At 60.6% G+C, this 15492-nt stretch carries 11 protein-coding genes, 2 tRNA genes and 3 rRNA genes; 12 read left to right on the top strand and 4 right to left on the bottom strand.

The window, feature by feature from the left end; genetic code table 11:
* The first annotated feature begins 380 nt into the window (after window positions 1–380).
* From ACTWJ5_RS27345 to msrQ, 6 genes are all read left to right on the top strand, one after another.
* Entirely contained in the window at window positions 381–2111 is a 1731-nt protein-coding gene (locus ACTWJ5_RS27345) for an acetolactate synthase 3 large subunit (protein ID WP_116425853.1), read from the top strand.
* Between the two features lie 2 nt (window positions 2112–2113).
* Window positions 2114–2605 (top strand): acetolactate synthase small subunit, encoded by a 492-nt coding sequence (gene ilvN / locus ACTWJ5_RS27340; protein ID WP_009612939.1) that lies wholly within the window; start codon window positions 2114–2116, stop codon window positions 2603–2605.
* Window positions 2606–2651: 46 nt separating this feature from the next.
* Complete coding sequence (ilvC, locus tag ACTWJ5_RS27335; protein WP_074981404.1) at window positions 2652–3668, top strand: ketol-acid reductoisomerase; 1017 nt, start codon at window positions 2652–2654, stop codon at window positions 3666–3668.
* A gap of 140 nt (window positions 3669–3808) precedes the next feature.
* On the top strand, window positions 3809–4627 hold the full coding sequence (pssA, locus tag ACTWJ5_RS27330) for a CDP-diacylglycerol--serine O-phosphatidyltransferase (protein WP_009612935.1): 819 nt from the start codon (window positions 3809–3811) through the stop codon (window positions 4625–4627).
* Between the two features lie 62 nt (window positions 4628–4689).
* Window positions 4690–5703, top strand: coding sequence for a protein-methionine-sulfoxide reductase catalytic subunit MsrP (gene msrP / locus ACTWJ5_RS27325; RefSeq protein ID WP_256512877.1), 1014 nt, complete (start codon window positions 4690–4692; stop codon window positions 5701–5703).
* Between the two features lie 5 nt (window positions 5704–5708).
* Complete coding sequence (msrQ, locus tag ACTWJ5_RS27320; RefSeq protein WP_024128092.1) at window positions 5709–6317, top strand: protein-methionine-sulfoxide reductase heme-binding subunit MsrQ; 609 nt, start codon at window positions 5709–5711, stop codon at window positions 6315–6317.
* A 126-nt stretch (window positions 6318–6443) separates the two neighbouring features.
* Here msrQ and ACTWJ5_RS27315 read toward each other — a convergent pair whose 3' ends face one another.
* Window positions 6444–6716, bottom strand: a complete 273-nt coding sequence (locus ACTWJ5_RS27315) for a hypothetical protein (protein ID WP_444436917.1) — start codon at window positions 6714–6716, stop codon at window positions 6444–6446.
* A 135-nt stretch (window positions 6717–6851) separates the two neighbouring features.
* Here ACTWJ5_RS27315 and ACTWJ5_RS27310 point away from each other — a divergent pair.
* The 5 genes from ACTWJ5_RS27310 (at window position 6852) to rrf (ending at window position 12005) form a co-directional block, all read left to right on the top strand.
* Window positions 6852–8388 (top strand): 16S ribosomal RNA (locus ACTWJ5_RS27310).
* A 78-nt stretch (window positions 8389–8466) separates the two neighbouring features.
* A tRNA-Ile gene (locus ACTWJ5_RS27305) sits at window positions 8467–8543 on the top strand.
* 14 nt (window positions 8544–8557) lie between these two features.
* Window positions 8558–8633: transfer RNA gene (locus ACTWJ5_RS27300), tRNA-Ala, on the top strand.
* 234 nt (window positions 8634–8867) lie between these two features.
* Window positions 8868–11758: ribosomal RNA gene (locus tag ACTWJ5_RS27295) — 23S ribosomal RNA — on the top strand.
* 131 nt (window positions 11759–11889) lie between these two features.
* Window positions 11890–12005: ribosomal RNA gene (gene rrf, locus ACTWJ5_RS27290) — 5S ribosomal RNA — on the top strand.
* Together the 16S, 23S and 5S rRNA genes with 2 tRNA genes alongside form the textbook arrangement of a ribosomal RNA operon.
* Before the next feature lie 475 nt (window positions 12006–12480).
* On the opposite strand, the gene ACTWJ5_RS27285 is transcribed toward rrf, so the two are convergent.
* Window positions 12481–13230: a substrate-binding periplasmic protein gene (locus tag ACTWJ5_RS27285; RefSeq protein ID WP_009615677.1), complete on the bottom strand. Its 750-nt coding sequence runs from the start codon at window positions 13228–13230 to the stop codon at window positions 12481–12483.
* A gap of 208 nt (window positions 13231–13438) precedes the next feature.
* Between ACTWJ5_RS27285 and ACTWJ5_RS27280 the strand changes: the two genes are divergently transcribed.
* Window positions 13439–14278: an SDR family oxidoreductase gene (locus ACTWJ5_RS27280; protein WP_444436915.1), complete on the top strand. Its 840-nt coding sequence runs from the start codon at window positions 13439–13441 to the stop codon at window positions 14276–14278.
* Between the two features lie 10 nt (window positions 14279–14288).
* On the opposite strand, the gene ACTWJ5_RS27275 is transcribed toward ACTWJ5_RS27280, so the two are convergent.
* The gene (locus ACTWJ5_RS27275) at window positions 14289–14714 is read right to left on the bottom strand and encodes a VOC family protein (RefSeq protein ID WP_253410111.1); all 426 of its coding nucleotides are present in this window, start codon (window positions 14712–14714) and stop codon (window positions 14289–14291) included.
* A 58-nt stretch (window positions 14715–14772) separates the two neighbouring features.
* Window positions 14773–15426, bottom strand: coding sequence for a YciC family protein (locus ACTWJ5_RS27270; RefSeq protein ID WP_043273363.1), 654 nt, complete (start codon window positions 15424–15426; stop codon window positions 14773–14775).
* Between the last annotated feature and the right edge of the window lie 66 nt (window positions 15427–15492).

The following is a 15492-nucleotide window of genomic DNA, read 5'->3' as shown; positions in this document are numbered from 1 at the left end:
GGAAACTGCGGGTAACTATAACCAAAAGTGTCGATGCGTCCGCAGAGAAAGATCACAACCTGCGTTAGACACAAATCCATATATGGCTTGACTTGACGCGGCCGAATCAGAAGAATCCAAGGTTCGCTGCAGTGGGCCGGCCGCAAGCTGGTTTTACTCGGCAGACAAGAGGCGCTACCCGCGCCGCTAAGTTTCACCCTGCTTCGCGTTACCTCGCGCTGGGTGGAGGCCCTCCGTAACACACCAGGTGCGCCTCCAAGTTCTGTCATTCGGCAGTCGACGTAGCCGGCGATCACAATCGCCCAATTGTCTGCCGGGCAGCCAACCAAGTTTCGGTCCCCCGCCCCTGGGAGATCGTTTAGCGTTCTAGAGGTGACAACGTGGAGCTTTTATCCGGCGCTGAAATGGTCGTCCGCTCGTTGCGTGACGAAGGCGTTAAGTACATCTACGGGTACCCGGGCGGTGCCCTCCTGCACATCTACGACGCTCTCTTCAAAGAGAACGACGTGACCCACATCCTCGTGCGTCACGAGCAGGCCGCTACCCACATGGCCGACGGCTACGCCCGCGCCACCGGCAAGCCCGGCGTGGTCCTGGTGACCTCCGGCCCCGGCGCGACCAACGCCATCACCGGCATCGCCACCGCCTACATGGACTCCATCCCGATGGTGGTGATCTCCGGCCAGGTGTCGAGCAACATGGTCGGCACCGACGCCTTCCAGGAAACCGACATGGTCGGCATTTCCCGGCCGATCGTGAAGCACAGCTTCATCATCAAGCACCCTTCGGAAATCCCCGAGGTCATCAAGAAGGCCTTCTACATCGCCCAGTCCGGCCGTCCGGGCCCGGTGGTGATCGACATTCCGAAGGACATGGGCGACCCGACGCAGAAGTTCGAGTACGCCTACCCGAAGAAGGTCAAGCTGCGCTCCTACAGCCCCGCGGTCCGCGGCCACTCCGGCCAGATCCGCAAGGCCGCCGAGCTGCTGCTGTCGGCCAAGCGCCCGATCATCTATTCCGGTGGCGGCGTCATCATGGGCAATGCTTCCGAGCCGCTGACCGAAGTGGCGCGCCTGCTCAACGTCCCGGTGACCAACACCCTCATGGGCCTGGGCGGCTTCCCCGGCAACGACCGCCAGTTCGTCGGCATGCTCGGCATGCACGGCAGCTACACCGCCAACCTGGCGATGCACCACGCGGATGTGATCTTCGCCGTCGGCGCGCGCTTCGATGACCGCGTTATCAACGGCGAGACCGCGGCCAAGTTCTGTCCGAACGCCAAGATCATCCACGTCGACATCGACCCGGCCTCGATTTCCAAGACCGTGAAGGCCGACATCCCGATCGTCGGCCCGGTGGACAGCGTGCTGGCCGAGATGGCCACCATCCTCAAGGAAATCGGCGAGACGCCGAACAAGGAAGCCCTCGCCGCCTGGTGGAAGCAGATCGACGAGTGGCGCGGCAACCGCGGCCTGTTCCCCTACGACAAGGGCGACGGCAGCATCATCAAGCCGCAGAGCGTCATCGAGGCCCTGTGGGAAGTCACTGGCGGCGACGCCTTCGTGGCTTCCGACGTGGGTCAGCACCAGATGTTCGCCGCCCAGTACTACCGCTTCAACAAGCCCAACCGCTGGATCAACTCCGGCGGCCTGGGCACCATGGGCTTCGGTTTCCCCGCGGCCATGGGCGTGAAGCTGAACTTCCCGGAGGCCGACGTGGCCTGCGTGACCGGCGAAGGCAGCATCCAGATGAACATCCAGGAGCTGTCGACCTGCCTGCAGTACGACCTGCCGGTGAAGATCGTCAACCTGAACAATGGTGCGCTGGGCATGGTCCGCCAATGGCAGGACATGCAGTACAACAGCCGCTACTCGCACTCCTACATGGAATCCCTGCCTGACTTCGTCAAGCTGGCCGAGGCCTATGGCCACGTCGGTATGCGCATCACCGACCTCAAGGACCTGAAGCCGAAGATGGAAGAGGCGTTCGCCATGAAGAACCGCCTGGTCTTCCTCGACATCCAGGTCGACACCAGCGAGCACGTCTATCCGATGCAGATCCGCGGCGGTTCGATGCGAGACATGTGGCTGAGCAAGACGGAGCGTACCTGATCATGCGACACATCATTTCCCTGCTGCTGGAAAACGAACCCGGCGCGCTGTCCCGCGTGGTCGGCCTGTTCTCCCAGCGCAACTACAACATCGAGACCCTGACCGTGGCGCCGACCGAGGACCCGACCCTGTCGCGCCTCACCCTGACCACGGCCGGGCATGACGAAGTCATCGAGCAGATCACCAAGAACCTCAACAAGCTGATCGAGGTGGTGAAGCTGGTGAACCTGTCGGAAAGCGCCCACATCGAGCGCGAGCTGATGCTGGTGAAGATCAAGGCCACCGGCGCCCAGCGCGCCGAGGTCAAGCGCACCACCGACATCTTCCGCGGTCAGATCGTCGACGTCACCAGCAGCGTCTACACCGTGCAACTGGCCGGCACCAGCGACAAGCTCGACAGCTTCATCCAGGCCATCGGTACCGCTGCGATCATCGAGACGGTGCGGACCGGCGTGACCGGCATCGCCCGCGGCGACAAGACTCTCAGCATCTGAATTTGAAAGACGGCCCACGAGGCCACTAGACCAGGGGATTACCCAAATGCGCGTTTTCTACGATAAAGACTGTGACCTCTCCATCATCCAGGGCAAGAAAGTTGCCATCATCGGTTACGGTTCCCAGGGCCACGCCCATGCCTGCAACCTGAAGGACTCCGGCGTCGACGTCACCGTTGGCCTGCGTTCGGGCTCGCCGTCCGCCGTCAAGGCGCAGAACCATGGCCTGAAAGTGGCTGACGTGCCGAGCGCCGTCGCCGCCGCCGACCTGGTGATGATCCTGACCCCGGACGAGTTCCAGGGCCGCCTGTACAAGGACGAGATCGAGCCGAACCTGAAGAAGGGCGCTACCCTGGCCTTCGCCCACGGCTTCTCCATTCACTACAACCAGGTCGTACCGCGCGCTGACCTCGATGTGATCATGATCGCGCCGAAGGCTCCGGGCCACACCGTGCGTTCCGAGTTCGTCAAGGGCGGCGGCATCCCTGACCTGATCGCCATCTACCAGGACGCTTCGGGTAATGCCAAGAACGTCGCCCTGTCCTACGCCTGCGGCGTCGGCGGCGGCCGTACCGGCATCATCGAAACCACCTTCAAGGACGAGACCGAAACCGACCTGTTCGGCGAGCAGGCCGTTCTCTGCGGCGGTTGCGTCGAGCTGGTGAAAGCCGGTTTCGAAACCCTGGTCGAAGCCGGCTACGCGCCGGAAATGGCCTACTTCGAGTGCCTGCACGAGCTGAAGCTGATCGTCGACCTCATGTACGAAGGCGGCATCGCCAACATGAACTACTCGATCTCGAACAACGCCGAATACGGCGAGTACGTGACCGGTCCGGAAGTGATCAACGCCGAATCCCGTCAGGCCATGCGCAACGCTCTGAAGCGCATCCAGGACGGCGAATACGCCAAGATGTTCATCTCCGAAGGCGCCACCAACTACCCATCGATGACCGCCAAGCGCCGTAACAACGCCGCTCACGGCATCGAAGTCATCGGTGAGCAGCTGCGCGCCATGATGCCCTGGATCGCTGCCAACAAGATCGTCGACAAGTCCAAGAACTAAGGGCTTAGCGACACTTGAAGAAACGCGGCCCCGGCCGCGTTTTTTCGTTCTTGCGCAGGGTTCTGGTATAAAGCCTGTGCGCCCGGGCGTCCGTGCCCCGCGCTCGATCTTTTTCCGCTGAGTTCCCTAAGGAAGTCTCCATGAGTGAAGGTCCCGAGGAGCCGAACAAGGCCTCCGAAGAAACCGAAAGCCTGCTGCCCATCGACGAGCACGTCGAGGAAGGGCACGACGCCGACGGCCGCAAGGTCCGCCACCGCGGCATCTACCTGCTGCCCAACCTGTTCACCACCGCGGCGCTGTTCACCGGCCTGTACGCCATCATCAACGCCATGAGCGGCGACTTCTCCAATGCCGCCATCGCCATCTTCGTCGCCATGGTCCTGGATGGTCTGGACGGTCGCGTCGCGCGCCTGACCAACACCCAGAGCGCCTTCGGCGCCGAGTACGACTCGCTGTCGGACATGGTCGCCTTCGGCGTGGCCCCGGCGCTGGTCGCTTTCGAGTGGGCACTGAGCAGCCTGGGCAAGGTCGGCTGGATGGTCGCCTTCATCTATGTGGCCGGTGCCGCGCTGCGCCTGGCGCGCTTCAACACCCAGGTGGGCAAGGCCGACAAGCGCTACTTCATCGGCCTGGCCAGCCCGGCCGCCGCCGCCCTGGTGGCCGGCACCGTGTGGGCCTTCGCCGACTTCGACATCCAGGGTGCCAAGGTCTCCCTGCTGGTCGCGCTGATGGTCGCCGCCGCCGGCATGCTGATGGTCAGCAACATCAAGTACCACAGCTTCAAGGATCTCGACCTGCGCGGCCGCGTGCCCTTCGTGGCGATCCTGGTGGTGGTGCTGGCCTTCGCCGTGGTCTTCACCGACCCGCCGCGCATCCTGCTGCTGCTGTTCCTCGCTTATGCCGCGTCCGGTCCGGTGCAATACTTGTTGCAATTGCGCCGTCGCCGCCGTCCGAGCTGATGTAATTTCCCCCGGGCTCCGCAGTCTATTGGCGCACACAGCCAGTCGTTGCGGAGCCCGCCATGCTGATCCGTATTGCCCGACCTTCCGATTGCCAAGAGTCGGAAGTCACCCCTGAAACCCTTTATCTCTCCCGCCGCCGTTTCCTCGCCGCCAGTGCGGCAGGTGCCGCCCTTGCCGGTCTGCCGGCCATGGGGTTGGCTGATCCTTCCCGATATGCCGATGTAGAAGCCGCTGCGAGCACACCGGGCTGGTTCAGTGAGAAGCTGCCGGCGATCAAATGGGATGCCGTTACCGTGCAAGGGGAGAGCATCACCCCCTTCAAGGATGCGACCACCTATAACAACTTCTACGAGTTCGGCCCGGACAAGGGCGACCCGGCCGCCAACGCCGGCGCACTGAGGACCGAGCCCTGGTCGGTGGTGATCGATGGCGAGGTGGCGAAGCCCGGCAAGTACGCCCTTGAGGACTTCATCAAGCCCTACCAGCTGGAAGAGCGCATCTACCGCCTGCGCTGCGTGGAGGCCTGGTCGATGGTCATCCCCTGGATCGGCTTCCCGCTGTCGGAGCTGATCAAGCGTGTCGAGCCGACGGGCAACGCCAAGTACCTGCGCTTCGAAACCCTGGTCGACCGCGAGCGCATGCCCGGCGTGCAATCCAATTTCGCCCTGATCGACTGGCCCTACGTGGAGGGCCTGCGCATGGATGAGGCCATGCACCCGCTGGCGATTCTCGTCGTGGGCATGTACGGCCGCATCCTGGCCAACCAGAACGGCGCGCCGCTGCGCCTGATCGTGCCGTGGAAGTACGGCTTCAAGGGCGCCAAGTCGATCATCCGCATCAGTTTCGTCGCCGAGCAGCCGAAGACCACCTGGGAAAGCCTGGCGCCCGACGAGTATGGCTTCTACGCCAACGTCAACCCGACGGTGGACCACCCGCGCTGGAGCCAGGCCCGCGAGCGGCGCCTGCCCAGCGGACTATTCAGCCCCAATGTTCGTCCCACCCTCATGTTCAACGGCTACGCCGACGAAGTGGCCTCGCTGTACGCGGGGATGGACCTGAGGAAGAACTATTGATGCGGATGCGCAATCCTATCTGGCGCGCCAGCGTATTCCTGCTGGCGCTGATACCGCCGCTCTACTGGCTGTACCTGGCCTGGATCTTCGCCCTGGGGCCCGACCCGGGCAAGGCGCTGGTCGACAACCTGGGGCAGGGCGGCCTGGTCCTGTTGCTGCTGACCCTGGCCATGACCCCGCTGCAGAGGCTGACGCGCTGGAACGGCTGGATCCTGGTGCGCCGGCAGCTCGGCCTGTGGTGTTTCACCTATATATGCCTGCACCTGTGCGCCTACTTGGTGTTCATCCTCGGTCTGGACTGGACGCAACTGGGCGTCGAATTACGCAAGCGGCCCTACATAATCGTCGGGACCCTGGGTTTCCTGGGCCTGTTGCCGCTGGCCCTGACCTCGAACAAATACAGCATGCGCAAACTGGGCAGCGGCTGGAAGAAGCTGCACCGGCTGGTCTATGTCATCCTCGCCCTGGGGCTCCTGCATATGCTGTGGGTGGTGCGTTCGGACATCGAGCGCTGGTCGCTATATGCAGCCATAGGCGTATTCCTGCTGTTGCTGCGCCTGCCGCCGGTGGCGCGGCAATTGCCGGCGCTGCGGGCCCGTTTCGCATCCCGCTGAAGATTCTTTCAGAAAAGTGTTGACGGGCATTTTGAAGTCCCTATAATGCGCACCACTCCCAGCGACGAAGCGCTGAAAGAGCTTGAAAATCAAGCACTTAAGCAGGTTAGAAGTTAGGGGTGGTGATCAGGCGGGTGATTCGCTTGCCGCCTTTGGGTTCGACAGCTGCTCCGGCAGCGAGCCAAAAGGAAGATCGCCGAGGTGCTTGACAGTGATCCTGATCGCTGTAGAATGCGCCTCCCGCTGACGAGAAGCTCCGGCCGATCGACAGCGCAAGCGGTTGAGTAGGAACGAAAAATTCTGAAAATAACGCTTGACGAAATAAGAGGTTGGCGTAGAATGCGCGGCCTCGGTTGAGATGAAAGAATCAACCAACTGCTCTTTAACAAGTTGAATCAAGCAATTCGTGTGGGTGCTTGTGAGTTAAGACTGGTGATCGCAAGATTATCAGCATCACAAGTAACACTCGTGAATTCGAGAGTTTTTGCGATTGCTGAGCCAAGTTTAGGGTTTTCTCAAAACCCGATCAGTATTGAACTGAAGAGTTTGATCATGGCTCAGATTGAACGCTGGCGGCAGGCCTAACACATGCAAGTCGAGCGGATGAAGGGAGCTTGCTTCTGGATTCAGCGGCGGACGGGTGAGTAATGCCTAGGAATCTGCCTGGTAGTGGGGGACAACGTTCCGAAAGGAGCGCTAATACCGCATACGTCCTACGGGAGAAAGTGGGGGATCTTCGGACCTCACGCTATCAGATGAGCCTAGGTCGGATTAGCTAGTAGGTGGGGTAATGGCTCACCTAGGCGACGATCCGTAACTGGTCTGAGAGGATGATCAGTCACACTGGAACTGAGACACGGTCCAGACTCCTACGGGAGGCAGCAGTGGGGAATATTGGACAATGGGCGAAAGCCTGATCCAGCCATGCCGCGTGTGTGAAGAAGGTCTTCGGATTGTAAAGCACTTTAAGTTGGGAGGAAGGGCAGTAAGTTAATACCTTGCTGTTTTGACGTTACCAACAGAATAAGCACCGGCTAACTTCGTGCCAGCAGCCGCGGTAATACGAAGGGTGCAAGCGTTAATCGGAATTACTGGGCGTAAAGCGCGCGTAGGTGGTTTGGTAAGATGGATGTGAAATCCCCGGGCTCAACCTGGGAACTGCATCCATAACTGCCTGACTAGAGTACGGTAGAGGGTGGTGGAATTTCCTGTGTAGCGGTGAAATGCGTAGATATAGGAAGGAACACCAGTGGCGAAGGCGACCACCTGGACTGATACTGACACTGAGGTGCGAAAGCGTGGGGAGCAAACAGGATTAGATACCCTGGTAGTCCACGCCGTAAACGATGTCGACTAGCCGTTGGGATCCTTGAGATCTTAGTGGCGCAGCTAACGCGATAAGTCGACCGCCTGGGGAGTACGGCCGCAAGGTTAAAACTCAAATGAATTGACGGGGGCCCGCACAAGCGGTGGAGCATGTGGTTTAATTCGAAGCAACGCGAAGAACCTTACCTGGCCTTGACATGTCCGGAATCCTGCAGAGATGCGGGAGTGCCTTCGGGAATCGGAACACAGGTGCTGCATGGCTGTCGTCAGCTCGTGTCGTGAGATGTTGGGTTAAGTCCCGTAACGAGCGCAACCCTTGTCCTTAGTTACCAGCACGTTATGGTGGGCACTCTAAGGAGACTGCCGGTGACAAACCGGAGGAAGGTGGGGATGACGTCAAGTCATCATGGCCCTTACGGCCAGGGCTACACACGTGCTACAATGGTCGGTACAGAGGGTTGCCAAGCCGCGAGGTGGAGCTAATCCCAGAAAACCGATCGTAGTCCGGATCGCAGTCTGCAACTCGACTGCGTGAAGTCGGAATCGCTAGTAATCGTGAATCAGAATGTCACGGTGAATACGTTCCCGGGCCTTGTACACACCGCCCGTCACACCATGGGAGTGGGTTGCTCCAGAAGTAGCTAGTCTAACCGCAAGGGGGACGGTTACCACGGAGTGATTCATGACTGGGGTGAAGTCGTAACAAGGTAGCCGTAGGGGAACCTGCGGCTGGATCACCTCCTTAATCGAAGATCCTAGCTTACTCATAAGCTCCCACACGAATTGCTTGATTCACTGGTTAGACGATTAGGCAACCCTTTATGGGTCTGTAGCTCAGTCGGTTAGAGCGCACCCCTGATAAGGGTGAGGTCGGCAGTTCGAATCTGCCCAGACCCACCAAATCGTAGTGATTTGGGGCCATAGCTCAGCTGGGAGAGCGCCTGCTTTGCACGCAGGAGGTCAGGAGTTCGATCCTCCTTGGCTCCACCATCTCCGAATCGTCGTAAAGCTCAGACAGGAATGTTCGAAGAAACGAACCTTGCTGTCTGGTCTTTGTACCGGAACCGTTCTTTAAAAATTTGGGTATGTGATAGAAGTAGACTGAATGATCTCTTTCACTGGGGATTGTTCAAGTCAAGGTAAAATTTGCGAGTTCAAGCGCGAATTTTCGGCGAATGTCGTCTTCACGTTCGAGACGTATGACCAGATTGCTTGGGGTTATATGGTCAAGTGAAGAAGCGCATACGGTGGATGCCTTGGCAGTCAGAGGCGATGAAAGACGTGGTAGCCTGCGATAAGCTTCGGGGAGTCGGCAAACAGACTTTGATCCGGAGATCTCTGAATGGGGGAACCCAGCCAGCATAAGCTGGTTATCACACACTGAATCCATAGGTGTGTGAGGCGAACCAGGGGAACTGAAACATCTAAGTACCCTGAGGAACAGAAATCAACCGAGATTCCCTTAGTAGTGGCGAGCGAACGGGGACTAGCCCTTAAGCTTCTTAGAATCTAACAGAACGCTCTGGAAAGTGCGGCCATAGTGGGTGATAGCCCCGTATGTGAAAGGTTCTAGGAAGTGAAATCGAGTAGGACGGCGCACGTGAAACGTTGTCTGAACATGGGGGGACCATCCTCCAAGGCTAAATACTACTGACTGACCGATAGTGAACCAGTACCGTGAGGGAAAGGCGAAAAGAACCCCGGAGAGGGGAGTGAAATAGAACCTGAAACCGTATGCGTACAAGCAGTGGGAGCCCACTTTGTTGGGTGACTGCGTACCTTTTGTATAATGGGTCAGCGACTTATATTCAGTGGCGAGCTTAACCGAATAGGGGAGGCGTAGCGAAAGCGAGTCTTAATAGGGCGTTTAGTCGCTGGGTATAGACCCGAAACCGGGCGATCTATCCATGAGCAGGTTGAAGGTTAGGTAACACTGACTGGAGGACCGAACCCACTCCCGTTGAAAAGGTAGGGGATGACTTGTGGATCGGAGTGAAAGGCTAATCAAGCTCGGAGATAGCTGGTTCTCCTCGAAAGCTATTTAGGTAGCGCCTCACGTATCACTCCAGGGGGTAGAGCACTGTTTCGGCTAGGGGGTCATCCCGACTTACCAAACCGATGCAAACTCCGAATACCTGGAAGTGTCAGCGTGGGAGACACACGGCGGGTGCTAACGTCCGTCGTGAAAAGGGAAACAACCCAGACCGTCAGCTAAGGTCCCAAAGTTGTGGTTAAGTGGTAAACGATGTGGGAAGGCTTAGACAGCTAGGAGGTTGGCTTAGAAGCAGCCACCCTTTAAAGAAAGCGTAATAGCTCACTAGTCGAGTCGGCCTGCGCGGAAGATGTAACGGGGCTCAAACCACACACCGAAGCTACGGGTGCGTCGCAAGATGCGCGGTAGAGGAGCGTTCTGTAAGCCTGTGAAGGTGAGTTGAGAAGCTTGCTGGAGGTATCAGAAGTGCGAATGCTGACATGAGTAACGACAATGGGAGTGAAAAACTCCCACGCCGAAAGACCAAGGGTTCCTGCGCAACGTTAATCGACGCAGGGTTAGTCGGCCCCTAAGGCGAGGCAGAAATGCGTAGTCGATGGGAAACAGGTTAATATTCCTGTACTTCTAGTTACTGCGATGGAGGGACGGAGAAGGCTAGGCCAGCTTGGCGTTGGTTGTCCAAGTTTAAGGTTGTAGGCTGGACACTTAGGCAAATCCGGGTGTTCAAGGCCGAGAGCTGATGACGAGCTTTCTTTTAGAGAGCGAAGTGGTTGATGCCATGCTTCCAGGAAAAGCTTCTAAGCTTCAGGTAACTAGGAACCGTACCCGAAACCGACACAGGTGGTCGGGTAGAGAATACCAAGGCGCTTGAGAGAACTCGGGTGAAGGAACTAGGCAAAATGGCACCGTAACTTCGGGAGAAGGTGCGCCGGTGAGGGTGAAGTATTTACTGCGTAAGCCCACGCCGGTCGAAGATACCAGGCCGCTGCGACTGTTTATTAAAAACACAGCACTCTGCAAACACGAAAGTGGACGTATAGGGTGTGACGCCTGCCCGGTGCCGGAAGGTTAATTGATGGGGTTAGCGAAAGCGAAGCTCTTGATCGAAGCCCCGGTAAACGGCGGCCGTAACTATAACGGTCCTAAGGTAGCGAAATTCCTTGTCGGGTAAGTTCCGACCTGCACGAATGGCGTAACGATGGCGGCGCTGTCTCCACCCGAGACTCAGTGAAATTGAAATCGCTGTGAAGATGCAGTGTATCCGCGGCTAGACGGAAAGACCCCGTGAACCTTTACTGTAGCTTTGCACTGGACTTTGAGCCTGCTTGTGTAGGATAGGTGGGAGGCTTTGAAGCGTGGACGCCAGTTCGCGTGGAGCCAACCTTGAAATACCACCCTGGCATGCTTGAGGTTCTAACTCTGATCCGTTATCCGGATCGAGGACAGTGTATGGTGGGCAGTTTGACTGGGGCGGTCTCCTCCTAAAGAGTAACGGAGGAGTACGAAGGTGCGCTCAGACCGGTCGGAAATCGGTCGCAGAGTATAAAGGCAAAAGCGCGCTTGACTGCGAGACAGACACGTCGAGCAGGTACGAAAGTAGGTCTTAGTGATCCGGTGGTTCTGTATGGAAGGGCCATCGCTCAACGGATAAAAGGTACTCCGGGGATAACAGGCTGATACCGCCCAAGAGTTCATATCGACGGCGGTGTTTGGCACCTCGATGTCGGCTCATCACATCCTGGGGCTGAAGCCGGTCCCAAGGGTATGGCTGTTCGCCATTTAAAGTGGTACGCGAGCTGGGTTTAGAACGTCGTGAGACAGTTCGGTCCCTATCTGCCGTGGACGTTTGAGATTTGAGAGGGGCTGCTCCTAGTACGAGAGGACCGGAGTGGACGAACCTCTGGTGTTCCGGTTGTCACGCCAGTGGCACTGCCGGGTAGCTATGTTCGGAATAGATAACCGCTGAAAGCATCTAAGCGGGAAACTAGCCTCAAGATGAGATCTCACTGGGAACTTGATTCCCCTGAAGGGCCGTCGAAGACTACGACGTTGATAGGTCGGGTGTGTAAGCGCTGTGAGGCGTTGAGCTAACCGATACTAATTGCCCGTGAGGCTTGACCATATAACACCCAAACAATTTGTGTGTTGGACGGTGAAGTCGACGAACCGAAAGTTCGTGTGAACCGCAAATACCTGTCACATACCCGAATCTGGGTGAGCGTGCGCGCAAGCCACGAGCATCCGAAAGAATTGCTTGACGACCATAGAGCGTTGGAACCACCTGATCCCATCCCGAACTCAGCAGTGAAACGACGCATCGCCGATGGTAGTGTGGGGTTTCCCCATGTGAGAGTAGGTCATCGTCAAGCACCTATCCCAAAACCCCCGATCAGCCTGGCTGGTCGGGGGTTTTGCTTTTGGGGCGCGGAAAAGCCGGGGCGACGGCGCCAGGCAGGTCTCCCGTAGGAGCGGACCTTGTCCGCGATCACCGGAGGTCCCGGCGCGATTCGCGGATGAGATCCGCTCCTACGCCGCCCCACCCACGCCATTCCCCCTGTAGGCGCGCGCCCTGCGCGCGAAATCGCGGGCAGGGCCCGCTCCTACACGTGAGGCGAGGCCGTGGCGATGGGTATCGCTGCGCTCAACGCCATCCTACGAGAGCGTGTCTCCTGCGCCCGTAGGCGTAATTGTCTACAGGCTGTACCGCGGTGCTCTTCGTAGGAGCGAGCTTGCTCGCGAACGAGCCCCGTCGCGGAGCTTGTTCGCGAGCAAGCTCGCTCCTACGAGAAGACATGTTCGCCGGCAATATGGGGCGCTCCTACACGGAACGCCCCCGCCCTGGCCCTAGTTCAGCTCGACCTTCTCCCCCTTCGCACTCAACTGCTCGAACGCCTGGTCCAGGCGCTGGCGGAGTTGTTCGGCATCGGGCGTGCGACGGGAGACGATGAGTTTCAACGGTAGACGGTAGAGGGTGTCGTAGGCCAGCGGCGGCAGGCCGGCGGCGTTGCGGGCTTCCTCCACTGGGGCCTGGTAGTCCAGCAGGTAGTCGCCTCGTTCGCGCAGAAGCATCTGCAGCGCCGCGCTGTGGGTGCTGGTGCGGTGGACTTCCAGGTTGAGCCGCGGGTCGTCCAGCAACTGGGTGGCGGGCCGCCAGTAGCTGTAGCCGCTGATCAGGATCACCCGGCTGCCGGCCAGGCCCTGGGGCAGGCGCGGGGCGGGATGGGACGCCAGGCGATAGAGGTTGAGGGTGACCTGGCCGAGCACGTGCTCGCACTCCAGGGTGCTTTCGGCCAGCTCGGGCTTGCCGGGGGCCCCGGCCCACAGTTGCACGCTGCCGTCGCGCAGGCCCTGGTAGAGGCGGGCACTGGGCAGGGCCCGGAGTTCGGCGCGGTAGCCTGCCTGGCGCAGCAGCTTGCGGATCAGCTCGGCACCTTCGCCCTGGGTACTGCCGTCATCGTCGGTATAGATGTACGGCGGGAACTCGTAATAGCCGACCGCCAGCGACTGGGGGCCACCGGCCGGGCCTGGCAGGGCATGGGCCAGCGACGCCGGAAGCAGCGACGAGGCCAATGGGAACAGGAGTTTCTTGAGCATTGCTGCGCCGCACCTTTATCGTTCTTGTGTTGGTGTCTGCATTGAGCATGAGTCGCCAACCGGGGCTTGTCCAGTCCGCGGCCGGCAAAGCGGCGGCGACATTCAAGGGCTGCGACCAGCGGCACACGGGGCAGCCGGAGCGTGACCGCCACGGGGCTATGCTTGAGGGGCAACCGGCTGCACCCGCGCCTGGCCGAGGGCTCCGCACATGCCACGCAAGGTCTTCTCCAGCAAGGTCTACCTGCACAAGACGGTCCTGGTGACCGGCGGCTGCTCGGGCATCGGCCGTGCGCTGGTCTTGCGCTTCGCCCAGGCTGGCGCCAGGCCGGTGATCCTCGACCTGGACCAGGCCGCGCTCGACAGCCTGGTGCAGCACCTGCAGCAGCACCTCAACGTCGAAGCCTTGGGGCTGCGCTGCGACATCACCGAGCCCGCCGCGGTGGAGCAGGCCGTGGCCATCGCCATAGAACGCTTCGGCGGCATCGACGTGCTGATCAACAACGCCGGCATCACCCACCGCAGCCTGTTCGCAGAGACCGACCTGAAGGTGTTCCAGCGGGTGATGGCGGTGAATTTCTACGGCGCCCTGCATTGCACCCGGGCGGCCTTGCCCAGCCTGATCGCCCGCCAGGGGCAGATCGTCGTGCTCAGTTCGCTGACCGGGTTCGCCCCCTTGCTCTATCGCAGCGCCTACAACGCCAGCAAGCATGCGTTGCACGGTCTGTTCGACACCCTGCGCATGGAGCTGGACGGCACCGGCGTCTCGGTGACCCTCGCCTGCCCCGGCTTCACCGCCACCGACCTGCGCAAGAACGCCCTGGTCGGCGACGGCTCGGTGATCCGCCAGCCGGCCGTGGTGCTGGGCAGCGAAGTGGCGTCGCCGCGAGACGTGGCCGATGCGATCTACCAGGGCGCCCTGCAGCGCAAGCGCCTGCTGGTGCTGTCCAACGTCAACTGGCGCGCGCGCATCCTGGCCCGCTACTGCCCCTGGCTGTTCGAGCGCCTGCTGGTGCCGCGCATGTCCGGGCTGAAGCCGAGCCGGCGCTGAGCCGGGCTCGTCAGTGGGTGTGCGGCACGGCCTTGCCCAGGTCCCAGAAGGTGGCCTCGATCTTGTGCCCGTCCGGGTCGCGGACGAAGCAGCCGTAGTAGGGCTCGCCATAGTGCGGGCGGGGGCCCGGCGCGCCGTCGTCGTGACCGCCGGCGGCCAGGGCGGCGGCGTGGAAGGCATCCACCGCTTCGCGGCTGTTGGCGATGAAGCCTACGTGGGCGCCGTTGCCGACGCTGGCCGGAGCGCCGTCCAGCGGCGTCTGCACCCAGAACTCCGGGAACTCGCGGCCATAGGCCACGGCGCCGGGGTGTTCCATCACCCGGCGGCAGCCGAGCGTGGCCAGCACCGCGTCATAGAAGGCGCGGGCGCGGTCGTAGTCATTGGTGCCGATGGACACGTGGGAGATGCAGCTCGGCGGGCTGTTGTCGTCGCTCATGGCAGGTTCCTGGCGCGGTCGGGAGAGACAAGGTTAGCCGCCCGCGCCGGAGCCTGCCTCAGGCTTCCTCGCGCTCCGGGCCGAGGATGTAGATGCGGTAGGCGGCGACGGTCAGCAGCAGCTGGAAGAAGCCGCTGAGGGCGCTGAGCGCCAGGCTGTAGCCGAGGGCGTTCTCGCTCAGTTGCTCGATCCAGCCCTGCAGGGCCCAGGTGGGGGCGAGGATCACCAGCACGGTGCTGAGCAGCAGGAAGAAGTGCCCGCCGGTGAGGCGGAAGCTCTCGCGCATGGCATCGATCGGGCGCAGGCCGCGCTTGACCAGCAGCACCTCGGCGAAGGCCAGCTTGATCATCACGTAGATGCCCGGCAGCACCATCAGCGACAGGCCGATGACGATCAGCAGCGAGCTCAGCGCCGAGAGCAGGGCGAAGGCCGGCCACAGGCGCAGCGCCGCGCGCCACAGCTCGCCGACGCCGCGCTGACGGCCCTCGCCGAAGTCGACCAGGTAGAGCAGCAGGCTGGCGGTGTAGATGGGGTAGAAGATCAACCCGGCGGCCATGCCCCAGGGCGCGAACTGCTGGGAATTGGCGGCCATGCTCAGCTGTTGCTGGGTGAGCGTCTCCAGGACGATCCAGGGCAGGCAGAGCGGCAGCAGCGTGCCGATGTGGCGGCTGAAGAAGTACCAGGTATCGCGCAGGATGGAGATGGGATTCATCGGCTCGTCTAGGGGACCAGTTGGCAATCGACTCTAACCCAAGCCCGGCGGCGCAGGCCAGAGCCC

Source organism: Pseudomonas sp. A6, from assembly GCF_052367875.1.
In the GTDB taxonomy this organism is placed as follows: domain Bacteria; phylum Pseudomonadota; class Gammaproteobacteria; order Pseudomonadales; family Pseudomonadaceae; genus Pseudomonas; species Pseudomonas citronellolis.
This window is presented reverse-complemented; position numbering and strand designations above follow the sequence as displayed.